At 31.7% G+C, this 11,865-nt stretch carries 10 protein-coding genes; 7 read left to right on the forward strand and 3 right to left on the reverse strand.

Going from position 1 to position 11,865, the window contains the following annotated elements; genetic code table 11:
- Window positions 1–136 precede the first annotated feature (136 nt).
- Together K1X44_00935 and K1X44_00940 are read left to right on the forward strand one after the other, a co-directional pair.
- Complete coding sequence (locus K1X44_00935; protein MBX7145853.1) at window positions 137–355, forward strand: hypothetical protein; 219 nt, start codon at window positions 137–139, stop codon at window positions 353–355.
- Window positions 356–631: 276 nt separating this feature from the next.
- On the forward strand, window positions 632–1,309 hold the full coding sequence (locus K1X44_00940) for a zinc-ribbon domain-containing protein (GenBank protein MBX7145854.1): 678 nt from the start codon (window positions 632–634) through the stop codon (window positions 1,307–1,309).
- 15 nt (window positions 1,310–1,324) lie between these two features.
- Here the strand turns inward: K1X44_00940 and K1X44_00945 are convergent, their stop codons facing one another.
- Window positions 1,325–3,235: an aminopeptidase P family protein gene (locus tag K1X44_00945; GenBank protein ID MBX7145855.1), complete on the reverse strand. Its 1,911-nt coding sequence runs from the start codon at window positions 3,233–3,235 to the stop codon at window positions 1,325–1,327.
- A gap of 407 nt (window positions 3,236–3,642) precedes the next feature.
- On the opposite strand from K1X44_00945, the gene K1X44_00950 reads away from it, so the two are divergent.
- Window positions 3,643–4,248: a hypothetical protein gene (locus K1X44_00950; protein ID MBX7145856.1), complete on the forward strand. Its 606-nt coding sequence runs from the start codon at window positions 3,643–3,645 to the stop codon at window positions 4,246–4,248.
- 100 nt (window positions 4,249–4,348) lie between these two features.
- Here K1X44_00950 and K1X44_00955 read toward each other — a convergent pair whose 3' ends face one another.
- Together K1X44_00955 and K1X44_00960 are read right to left on the reverse strand one after the other, a co-directional pair.
- On the reverse strand, window positions 4,349–5,212 hold the full coding sequence (locus K1X44_00955; GenBank protein MBX7145857.1) for a 50S ribosomal protein L11 methyltransferase: 864 nt from the start codon (window positions 5,210–5,212) through the stop codon (window positions 4,349–4,351).
- Window positions 5,213–5,241: 29 nt separating this feature from the next.
- Window positions 5,242–7,467, reverse strand: coding sequence for a UvrD-helicase domain-containing protein (locus K1X44_00960; protein MBX7145858.1), 2,226 nt, complete (start codon window positions 7,465–7,467; stop codon window positions 5,242–5,244).
- A 92-nt stretch (window positions 7,468–7,559) separates the two neighbouring features.
- Between K1X44_00960 and K1X44_00965 the strand changes: the two genes are divergently transcribed.
- The 4 genes from K1X44_00965 to uvrC are packed head-to-tail and all read left to right on the forward strand — an operon-like array spanning window position 7,560 to window position 11,823.
- Window positions 7,560–8,696: a succinylglutamate desuccinylase/aspartoacylase family protein gene (locus K1X44_00965; GenBank protein MBX7145859.1), complete on the forward strand. Its 1,137-nt coding sequence runs from the start codon at window positions 7,560–7,562 to the stop codon at window positions 8,694–8,696.
- 44 nt (window positions 8,697–8,740) lie between these two features.
- Window positions 8,741–9,484, forward strand: a complete 744-nt coding sequence (locus tag K1X44_00970) for an SDR family oxidoreductase (protein ID MBX7145860.1) — start codon at window positions 8,741–8,743, stop codon at window positions 9,482–9,484.
- A 5-nt stretch (window positions 9,485–9,489) separates the two neighbouring features.
- Window positions 9,490–9,903 carry a dihydroneopterin aldolase gene (locus tag K1X44_00975; protein ID MBX7145861.1) on the forward strand — a complete coding sequence of 138 codons (414 nt, stop codon included), beginning with the start codon at window positions 9,490–9,492 and terminating at the stop codon, window positions 9,901–9,903.
- Between the two features lie 12 nt (window positions 9,904–9,915).
- A complete protein-coding gene (gene uvrC / locus K1X44_00980; protein ID MBX7145862.1) occupies window positions 9,916–11,823 on the forward strand; it encodes an excinuclease ABC subunit UvrC in 1,908 nt (635 codons plus the stop codon).
- The last annotated feature ends 42 nt before the right edge of the window (window positions 11,824–11,865 follow it).

Consider the following 11,865-nt stretch of genomic DNA (forward strand, 5'->3'; position numbering starts at 1 on the left):
AAAAAAAATAATAAAAATTAAAACATTATTTTAATGAAAATTTAATTAAAAAAAAATCATAATAAATTATTAATTATATTAAAAATTATCAATTAATTATAATTTTAATTCTTTTTGTTTTTAGAAAGGAATAATTATGACAAAAAAAATTTTGAATTATGTTACTTTTTTTAGCATTTTGTTAACTTTAGGTGGATGTGGGCAAAAAGTTGTCAAACCTACACCACTACCAACACCTTCGGATCCCTCTGAACCACCTAGCTGGTGGCGCCCATTTCCAATAAAATCCGAACATGATCGTGAAAAAAGTGATAATAAACCATTTCATGAAAAAGAAATTTCAGGAGTTAATTGAAATTATTCTTCACATAGACCCTTATTTTATAAGGGTCTATGTATAACAAAATAGCAACTTAATTTTAAAAAATATTCAAATACTGCTTATATTCAACTTTATTTTTTAAGTTATAATTTTTCAGTAGCAATCACACAACATACTAAATCAATTCAATATTAAACAATATTATATCTTATAAAAATTTTAACTTCATTATTGATCATAGACAAAATATCAATTCTATTTTACTCATAATAATCTTAACTTTAAACTGCCTTCAAATTATTAAATATTATGTTGATTATTTGTCCGTCTTGCTCAAAAAAATATATCGTTAATATAGGCCATTTTCGTAAAGATGATCAAAAAGTTTGCTGTGCCCAATGTCGTCATATTTGGGTTATTCATTCTCCTTTAAAAATTAAATCTGAAGAAGATAAAGTAGAGCCTGAATTAAAAAAGGAACCGGTTAAAAATGATCCCATATCTGGCCGACCTGTACGCATTCAATTGCCAGCAATAATCCAAACAAAATATAAAAAAAACAACAGGCTTTTATCTATTACTTTGGGATCAATTGCTGTTTTATTTGCAGTGTCATTAATAATTTTTGGACGATCTTTAATTATTACAACTTTTCCTTTTACCAATAAAATTTACAGTTATTTTAATTTAGCAATAAATGGAGCAGGATTAGTTATTACCGATATTTCTGTTTCACCAATTTCTGGTCAACAAACCAATATTATTAAAGCTCGCATTGTAAATTTAACCCATCAAAAAATTTCTATTCCTCCTATTAGAGTAATTGCTACAGATAGCAAGACTGGTCAATGGCTTCAAGACTGGACTTTCCGACCAGAAAATAAAGATGTAGAAAAATTAGAATCCGTGGCTATTGAAATACCAAGTTACAATATGAATCTTGATAATAATATTTATATATTACTTGAATTTACATCTGGTATTTAAAATTTTATTTTTAATTTACTTTAAGGGTTTTGTGGCTTCTTTTAACCATTCTTCTGTTTCTTGATCCACCAATGGAGAGAGTATTGCGTAAACTTCTTGATGATACTGATTAATCCAATCAATTTCAAATCGACTAAGTATGGACGTATCAATTAAATTACAATCATAGGGTGCATAGGTTAAAGTTTTAAAACCTAGCATAGGTATTTCAAACCCGGCTTCTTCTATCGGTATAACTGTTACTAAGTTTTCTATTCTGATCCCATACGCATTTTCTTTATAATATCCAGGTTCATTAGATACAACCATACCAGGCAATAAAGGAAACAGACTAGAAGATTTATGAATTCTTTGGGGGCCTTCATGAACAGAAAGATATGCCCCTACCCCATGTCCTGTACCATGATTATAATCAAGCCCTATTTGCCATAACCAATAACGCGCCAAACTATCAAGATGTTGCCCTGTGGTTCCAATTGGAAATTTTGCACAAGCAACAGCCACATGTCCTTTTAATACACGCGTAAAACGATCTTTCATCTCTTGGGTTGGATTTCCAATAGCTATTGTACGTGTTACATCTGTTGTACCATCAAAATACTGCCCCCCTGAATCTACAAGATAAAGTTCTTTATAATTCAAAGTTTGATTTGTTTCTTTTGTCACCCTATAATGAACAACAGCACTATTTGATCCTGCTCCAGAAATTGTATCAAAACTTAATCCACAGAAAAGATCATTTTCTTTTCTAAATTGAAATAATTTTTCAGCACAATCCATTTCCGTAAGCACCAATTCTTTTTTGGATAGGCTGTTTTTAATTTCTTTTTGTAGCCATGCAAGAAATTTAACCAATGCAGCCCCATCTCTAATATGAGCATTTTTCATACCTTGTATTTCAATAGGATTTTTACAAGCTTTTGGAAGCGCGCAAAAATCTTGGGACAAAATTATTTTGGTTCCGGTTTTTTGTAAAATATCGTAAAACCAATACGCCCCATAAACTTCATCAATATGAACGGTTGATTTATTAAAACCTAATTTTTCTAAAACTTCTTTTAATTTTTCAGGTTTTTCTATGGTAATATTTGTTCCCAAATGGGCATATAATTTAGATGTAAATTTACGTTTATCAACAAACCATTGAACAGTTGCATCATCATAAATTATAGCAAAACTCAGCACAACTGGGGTATGAGGAATATCTCCACCCCGAACATTTAAAATCCAGGCAATAGAAGTTGGATCAGCAATAATAGAAGCTTTTATATGTTGCTCTTTTAATTGTATAGCAATTTTTTCACATTTTTCTTTAGATTCTTGGCCTGCATAAGTACTGGCATGTGGCCATATAGGTGTAATTGGCTCTGCTGGTTGATCATCCCAAACTTGATCAACCAAATTTTTGGTACATAATTTTAAATCAAAATTATACTTTTTGCTCAAAGATTGCCACCATGTAACCGAATTATAGGTATGGAGCCATGGATCCAGGCCCAGTTTTTGGCCCGCATGCATATTATTTTTGATCCACTCTTCGGCTTGTTGATGAAAAGTTTTTTGCGCCGATAATTCTATAATCGTAAATAACGTTTGATCTACTTGGTCTTTAGCTTGAAGTATATAACGCCCATCAACAATTAAAGCTGCCTTTTTATCTAAAATGATTGCCAATCCGGCAGATCCTGTGAAACCTGTAATCCAAGCTAATCTTTGCGCTTTCAAAGATACATATTCACCTTGATGCTCATCCGCACGTGGAACCAGAAATCCATTTAGGGTATTTTTTTGTAATTGCTCACGTAAAAGTTTTAATTTTGTTTGAACATCTATGTGTACATTCTTAAATTTTTGCTTTGTATTATTAAACAAATCTCTTAAAAGGCTTTTTAATTGTTCATCGGGATTTGGTGCAATTAACTCCATCCAAGTTTCGGAAGAATCATCCACACCACTTAAAATACCAGGAAAAATATCTTCGATTTCATGAATAGAGACTCGTAAATGAGCATTCTTAAGTAAGGACAGTTTATTTTTTAAATTTTCTTCAAACATAAATTTTATCTTTAATATTTTAACTAAATTTTAATGATTTTAGCATTAAAAGAAATAAATTAAAGAAAAAGTCTTAGAATTGACAAAATTACATCATATTTTTGTCAAAAAGATATGTATTTATTGAATATATTAAGCATTTGTATGCAAAAAATGCATTGCTGCGATGCAGTATAAAAGGGTACAAATTTTTCTCGATTGTTGTATATTGTTTTTAACATATTAAATGATTTTTTTAACTTAACTTATTGTAATTAAAAGTTTTTAGGACAACAACCATGTTAGCAAGCATTTTTATATCTGAACAAAATTCTGTTCTGCGGTTGCGAGATGCTGAGCAGATTTTTGGGATTAAGCGCTTTAAGTATGCTTTTAATCTTTTAAAAGCAAAATTGGCTTCATTTTATCAATTTGAACATTTTACGTTTGAAAGATTTAATCATCGTATGCTTGTTGATCTTGGTATACAAAACAGTTTTAATCCAAATCCTAAACCTGGTTCTTTAATCAAAACCGTTGGATTGAATACAATTTTTATTCAATTTTGTTTAGCATTTTATGAATTATCCTTGGGGTATTTGATAAAAAAATACCAAATACATAAAATGTATAATGATTTAAAAAATTTAGACAATAGGCTGTTACAAGATATTGGACTAAACAAAGAAGTTTTATTGGCAATGGAATATTCGAATTCGTTTATCCATGATAAAAATTCTAAAACATCTAATGATCATATATCTTCTTCTTTAACAGCTGATGAATTTAATGATCATATGTTAGCAGATCTTGGATTAAAACCTTTTGAAAAAGCTATTGATCTAAGTCAAGAGCAATACAGTTTTTATATAACTTTCTATAACAGCACTCAGAAAGCTGCATAACTTCAGCTTGCTATATCTCCCTGGCTTGGAAGTTAAAATATTTACAGTTTTATTGAGGTGTTTGTGCTGTGGTGGTTTAGAAAATAAACCACCACTTTTTTTATGTCTTTTTTGACAGCTGGATAATAACCCAATCTCCTAAAACCTTATGATTTATATAATTAAGATTGTATTTTTCCATAGTTTTTATTACGTGATCTGCTTGGGATAATAAAATACCAGATAAAATCACATGACCAGAAGCTGATAAAAAAGTATAAATTTCTGGAGCTAAATCGCATAACGGATCAGCTAATATATTTGCAACAATAAGATCAAATTCCTTCTTCTTAAAATCATTCAAAGCTGAAAAACCTAAACTTTCTTTAACCTCAATATAATCCGTAAGATCATTAAGTTGACAATTATATTGGGTAACTTCAATAGCCATAGGATCATTATCGACAGCAATGACAGAATGTATTTTCCACAATTTTGCTATAGCCATTGCTAAAATTCCACTTCCGCATCCAAGATCAAGCGCACAATTTGGTATAATTTTTTTTTCATATAATTCTTGTAAAACTATAAGACATCCCTTTGTTGTTTCATGACGCCCAGTTCCAAATGCCATCCCCGCATCAACTGTTAAGACAAAATCATCTATATCTTTATTTAAAGATAATTCTTCTGTGAATGTACCTTGAATAGTAAAGCGACCTACCTTAAAAGGTGCTAGAATTTTTTGACTTTCTAAAACCCAATTCTGTTCAGGTAGATTTTTATAATTATATTTAATATCTAGTTTTTTAATTTTTTCTAAAATATCTTCTAAAGGTTTATTAATCATTAAAGCTTCAATAACCCAATCTGGATTCTTGTATAACGACACAGCATCAAAATCTTCTTCCAAATTTGTCATTATATCATCTAATGTTCTCGTACCTATATCAGAGGCATTAATTGTTAAAATCCACAAAGGCAAAAATCTTTCTTTATTTCAATGGGTTATAGTTAAACTTTATCCGCTGGTATAACAAAATTACTAATAACTTTTTTTGATCCAGCCTTATCAAACATAATATCTAATTTATTTCCTTCGACCATCGTAACCATACCATAGCCAAATTTTTGATGAAAGACACGCATACCAGTTGTATATTGCCCGGTCTCATTTTCAAATATATCTGGATTTTCTATTAAAAAATTTCCTTTAATAGTTTTATTCTTTTTTGCTTGCTGATAATCCGCTAAAACCATAGTTTGGTGCTGTTCTTTATGCTCATACATGGGTGTATAAAATTGATCTTGGATTTTTATATCAACATTTTGCGTTGGCAATTCTTCTATAAACCTTGACGGTATCGATGTTTGCCACTGGCCATGCACTCTTCTATTTAAAGCAAAAAAAACATAGGCTTTCTGGCGTGCTCTTGTTATACCAACATAGGCCAACCTTCTTTCTTCTTCTAATCCTGCTATACCATTTTCATCTAAAGATCTTTGATGCGGAAATAAACCCTCTTCCCATCCAGGTAAAAAAACAGCATTAAACTCAAGACCTTTTGCGCTATGCAGCGTCATAATAGAAAGCATATCTTGCAATTCTGTATTATCATTTTCCATAACTAAACTGACATGTTCGAGAAATTGTTCAAGATTTTCGAAATTAGCCATAGCTGTGATTAATTCTCGAAGATTTTCTAGCCGACCAGGTGCATCAGGTGATGGATTTGCTTGCCAAAAATTTGTATATCCAGATTCATCCAGGACAATTTTGGCTATTTCAGTGTGGGGTAATTGCGCTGCTTTTTCTTGCCATCTATTGATATCTTTCAAAAAATTTTCTAAAGCACGAGCCGCTGCGGGTTTAAGTTCATCTGTTTTACTAAGTTGTTCTGCTGCTCTCATCAAACTAATATTTTCTAATCTGGCCAACATATAAATATGTCTTAATGTTGTGTCACCAATACCACGTTTAGGTACATTAATAATGCGTTCAAAAGCAAGATCGTCAGAAGATTTATGAACAAGACGCAAATAAGAAAGCGCATCCCGAATTTCTTGGCGTTCATAAAAACGTAACCCACCAATTACTCTATATTTAAGACCTAAAGTTAAAAATCTTTCTTCAAACTCTCTTGTTTGAAATCCTGCCCTTACAAGAACTGCGATATCACCTAAAGACTGACCATGCCTTTGTAAGGCTTCTATTTCTTCACCAATTTGTCTTGCTTCTTCTTGGCTATCCCATACCCCCACCGTTTGTACTTTTTCGCCCAATTCTGCTTCTGTATAAAGTATTTTTCCTAATCTTGCTTTATTATGCGCAATTAAACCTGATGCGGTGGCCAAAATATGTCCTGTTGATCGATAATTATTTTCTAATCGGATAACATCAGCATTTGGAAAATCTTTTTCAAACTTTAAAATATTTGTGATTTCTGCACCACGCCATCCATAAATCGATTGGTCATCATCCCCAACACAACAAATATTTCCATGTTCTTGAGCAAGCAATCGTAACCAAAGATATTGAGCTGTATTCGTATCCTGATATTCATCAACCATGATATAGCGAAATTGATGTTGATAACGCTTTAAAATATCAGAATGGTTTTGAAAAATATCCAAATTATGTAATAAAAGATCACCAAAATCGCACGCATTAAGTGCTAATAATCTTTCTTGATAAAGTTGATAAATATCGAGAAGCTTTCCATCTGCTAGACCTTTGGTTTCTTCTGGACTCACCATGTTAGGTTTCAATCCCCGGTCTTTCCATCGTTGGATATAAGAAAGTAATACTTTTGCTGGCCATTTTTTTTCGCTAATATTTTCATGGGATAAAATTTGTTTTAAAAGACGTACTTGATCATCTATATCAAGGATCGTAAATTTTTTTTCTAATCCAACAATTTCTGCATGATTACGCAAAATTCTTGCAGCAAGAGCATGAAAGGTCCCAAGCCATAAGCCTTCGATTGGGCGATTTATAAGTTTTGTTATTCTATCTTTCATTTCAAAGGCAGCTTTATTTGTAAAAGTAACAGCTAAAATCTGATGTAATCCAGACTGGCCTGATAGAACAAGATAAGCAAAACGGTATGTTAATACCCTAGTTTTTCCTGTACCCGCACCAGCTAACACAAGCACAGCCCCTTTTGTTGATACTACAGCTTGCTTTTGTTTTTCATTAAGATAATCTAATAAAGGTAATTTATTTTGTTCTAAAATCATAACGACCAATTTACATAAAATTTATAAATTTCTATTCTATTATACGATGTAAATAAAAATCTCTTACTTATAATATTTCAAAGCATCTTCCAATGATACAAAATAGTGAATATATAGATCTTTTATCAAATAGTCCTTTAACCAAAAGACAACTTGCAGTTTATCGTTATGGTACAAAAGGTGCTAGACCTAAAATATATCTTCAAGCTTCTCTTCATGCAGATGAAACACCAGGTATGCTTGTTTTATATCATTTAAATCATCTTTTGAAAAAAGCTGAACAAGAAAATAATATTATTGGAGAAATTGTTTTAGTACCTGTTGCTAACCCCATCGGCCTTGGGCAAATCTTAAATGGAAATTTAGTGGGACGTTATGAACTATCTGGTAAAGGTAATTTTAATCGTGCATGGCCGGATTTATATTTAGAAACTGTGCCTTGTTTAGAAGGGAAACTTACACAGAATCCAGAAAAAAATGTTAACATTATTCGCCAAACAATAGATGAAATTTTAAAAAAACAAAAAATTACAAATGAATTAAATGCATTAAAACTATCTTTATTGAAATTGGCTTTTGATGCTGATTTTGTTTTTGATCTCCATTGTGATGATGACGCTTTAATGCATCTTTTTCTAATTCCAGATCACTGGCCTGCTGCACAAGATCTTGCATGTGATATACATAGCCAAGCTGTTTTATTATGTGCAGATTCAGGGGGACATTCTTTTGATGAAGCGTTAAGTACATTATGGTCAAAATTGGCTCAAACATTTCCCAATTATCCTATTCCTGCCGCATGTATGGCCGGGACTATTGAATATCGTGGACAAACAGATGTTGATGATAATCTTGCACACCAAGATGCCATAAGATTATTTAATTTTATGCAACGTCGCTTTATTATCAAAGGTATACCCCCTCCTTTACCTAAACCTTTATGTGAAGCTACAGATCTAGCTGCATGTGACGTTTTACGATCCCCAATAGCAGGGATTGTTTGTTATAAGCATTCTTTAGGTAGTATAATTCATCAAGGTGATCTTGTTGCAGAAATTATTCAACCACATCTTCTTGATCTTCAAATCCGTGAACCTATTTATAGTAATACAACAGGTCTTTTATTATCAAAAAGACAACATAAAATGGTCAGGCCAGGTGATACAATTGCAAAAATAGTTGGTAAAGAAACTTTATCCTACCGACATGGGTTATTGTTGGAGGATTAATGTTTTTCTTTGATTAAAACTTATTTAAAATATAAGAGATTTTTATGGAATTAAAAAAAATTGCTTTAGTCACTGGCGCTGGAAAACGAATTGGCCGTTCTATAGCTTTAGATCTTGCAAAGCAAAATTGGTCATTGATCATTCATTACCATAATTCTGCTGAAGAGGCAGAAGAAGTTGCTCATACTATTATTACAAATGGCGGACAAGCTTATCCTATTAAGGCAAATTTATTTCATGAAAATGAAGTCAAAACTCTTATACCAAAAGCCATCAAATTTTTTGGCTCAATTACTTGTCTGATCAATAATGCGTCAATTTTTGAATTTGATTCAATTCATACTGCAAATACCGAATCCTGGCATAAACATATGGAAATAAATTTACACGCCCCATTTATTTTAAGCCAAGACTTTGCAAAACAAGAAATAAACGGTAATATTATTAACATACTTGATCAACGGGTTTTAAAACTTACACCTTATTTTGTTTCATATACAGTATCAAAGATGGGGCTTTGGACACTTACACGTACCTTAGCTTTAGCTCTGGCACCCAAAATTCGTGTTAATGCAATTGGTCCGGGTCCTACCTTGCAAAGCATTCATCAAACAGAACAAGAATTTTTAGAACAATGTTATTCCATGCCTTTACACCATGGCGCAACATTAGATGATATTAATAATACTATACAATTTATATTAAACACCCCTGCTTTAACGGGTCAAATTATTGCGCTGGATGGTGGCGAACATTTAGGATGGATTGTTCCAGGCAGAAAAAATTGATGTATATGAAGCAGTTTTTTTCAAAAATATTTTATCCTCGTACTTTTCTAGCTAAAAAATTATTAACATCCATTTTTATTAAAGATCTTATTCTCTTAGCATCTATTGGTGTTCATAATTATGAAAAAAAACAATTACAACGTATTCGATTAAACCTTGAGATTTTTGTTCATTCGTATCATCACTTGGGTGACTCACTTAAAAATGTTGTTTGTTACAGCCAATTGACAAATGAAATTACTCAATTAATAGCACATGAACATATAAACTTAATTGAAACACTTGCTGAGCGAATATGTGCTCATTGTTTTACAAAACCGACTATTTTAAAAACTATTATAAAAATTGAAAAATTAGATGTATTCGATAATGCAGAAAGCGTTGGAGTAAAAATTGTACGTCATCGAAAAATGTCGTAAAATTAATTTATAATGACTGACTTCACTGATATTAATACAACAGAAATTAACATTATTATTGATGGGCAAGCTTTAAGTAAGGGATTGTCCCTTATTGCTAAAGAAGCAAAGCATCTTCCAACATTACCAGGTGTTTACCGTATGTTGAACCATGAAGGGCGCGTTCTTTATGTAGGCAAAGCAAAAAATTTAAATAAACGTGTTAAAAGTTATGCTGCAGATAATCGGCTTAATAACCGATTACGTCGCATGGTATCTGAAACTAGATCTATAGAAATTACAACTACAAGAAATGAAGCTGAAGCGTTATTGCTTGAAAATAATTTAATTAAACATCATACACCACGTTATAATATCTTACTTAGAGATGATAAATCTTTCCCCTTTATTGTTATTACAAAAGATCATCCTGTTCCAAGAATTTATAAACATAGAGGCCCACAAAAAATTAATGCTGATTATTACGGTCCTTTTGCTTCATCACAAAGTGTTGATGAAACAATTGTTGCCTTAGAAAAAGCTTTTCTTTTAAGATCTTGCAATGACCATGTTTTTTCTAATCGCACAAGGCCTTGCCTTTTATATCAAATTAAGCGTTGTTCAGGACCATGTGTAAATCGTATTTCTGAACACCAGTATCAAGAATTAGTCCAAGAAACTAAAGCATTTTTAGAAGGTAAAAAAAGTGACATACAACAAAAATTGGGGCAGCATATGCAAAAAGCTAGCGACAACCAATCCTATGAAGAGGCAGCTTTTTATCGCGATCGTATCCGTGCTCTTACCCAAATACAAACTCAACAAACTATTCATTTTAGCAACTTAAAAAATGCCGATATCATTGCTGTTGCTCAAAAAAATAACCAAACTTGTGTTCAAGTTTTTTTTGTACGCAATCATACTAATTATGGTAATCGCGCCTATTTTCCAAATTCCAATGACACAATTGAAAGTGAAGAAATACTTTCACAATTTATCAGTCATTTTTATACCCAAAGGAAGCCAGCTAATACAATAATTCTTAGCCATTCAATTCCAGATATTGATCTAATACAAAATGCTTTATCACAAATAGCTGGGCACAAAGTTACAATCAATATTCCTAAATATGGCGAAAAAAATCGAATTCTAGAGCAAGCTCTTTACAACGCTAAAGAAGCACTTAAACGTCATATTTCTGTTATGTTAGGAAATCAAGATTTATTAGATAAAATGTCAGATTTTTTTAATCTTACTAAACCTTTATCCCGTATCGAAGTTTATGACAATAGCCATCTACAAGGAACTGATCCTTTTGGTGTTATGATTGTAGCTGGATCCCAAGGGTTTGAAAAAAAATTTTATCGTAAATTTATTGTCCAAAATAATCAAAATAATCCCATTAAATTAAATGATGATTATGCTATGTTAGCCCAAGTTCTTAAAAGACGTTTCGCCCACTTACAAAAGTCTGATGATGATAGTATGAATTTACTACCGGATGTTATTTTAATTGATGGGGGTCAAGGACAATTAAACGTTGCACAAAAAATTTTAGAAGAATTAAAATTAACCCATATTATTGCTATTGGTATTGCAAAAGGCCCCCATCGTAATGCTGGGCAAGAAAGATTTTTTATTAAAGACCAAGCACCTTTTTCTTTCAAGAAAGATGATCCTTTGCTTCATTATTTGCAAAGATTAAGAGATGAAGCCCATCGTTTTGCAATTTCAAGCCATCGTTCAAAACGTGAAAAAAAATTAAGTTTTTCTACTCTTGATCAAATCATTGGTATTGGCCCAAAGCGAAAAAAAGCTTTGTATAATCATTTTGGCTCTCTCCAGCAAATAAGCTCGGCTTCTATTCATGAACTTGTCCAAGTTAAAGGTATCGATCAAAAAGTTGCCGAAGGTATCTATGCTTATTTTCATGATCAGTAGGTAATGGATCAATAAACAATTGTATTCAAAGACAGTCTATAT

Source organism: Alphaproteobacteria bacterium (assembly GCA_019695395.1).
In the GTDB taxonomy this organism is placed as follows: Bacteria; Pseudomonadota; Alphaproteobacteria; order JAEUKQ01; family JAIBAD01; genus JAIBAD01.

Excerpts from the sequence above, each read along its gene's own strand:
- K1X44_00935 (MBX7145853.1), top strand. The coding sequence starts at position 137 with ATGACAAAAAAAATTTTGAATTATGTTACTTTTTTTAGCATTTTGTTA.
- K1X44_00940 (MBX7145854.1), top strand. The coding sequence starts at position 632 with ATGTTGATTATTTGTCCGTCTTGCTCAAAAAAATATATCGTTAATATA.
- K1X44_00945 (MBX7145855.1), bottom strand. The coding sequence starts at position 3,235 with ATGGAGTTAATTGCACCAAATCCCGATGAACAATTAAAAAGCCTTTTA.
- K1X44_00950 (MBX7145856.1), top strand. The coding sequence starts at position 3,643 with ATGTTAGCAAGCATTTTTATATCTGAACAAAATTCTGTTCTGCGGTTG.
- K1X44_00960 (MBX7145858.1), bottom strand. The coding sequence starts at position 7,467 with ATGATTTTAGAACAAAATAAATTACCTTTATTAGATTATCTTAATGAA.
- K1X44_00965 (MBX7145859.1), top strand. The coding sequence starts at position 7,560 with ATGATACAAAATAGTGAATATATAGATCTTTTATCAAATAGTCCTTTA.
- K1X44_00970 (MBX7145860.1), top strand. The coding sequence starts at position 8,741 with ATGGAATTAAAAAAAATTGCTTTAGTCACTGGCGCTGGAAAACGAATT.
- K1X44_00975 (MBX7145861.1), top strand. The coding sequence starts at position 9,490 with ATGAAGCAGTTTTTTTCAAAAATATTTTATCCTCGTACTTTTCTAGCT.
- uvrC (MBX7145862.1), top strand. The coding sequence starts at position 9,916 with ATGACTGACTTCACTGATATTAATACAACAGAAATTAACATTATTATT.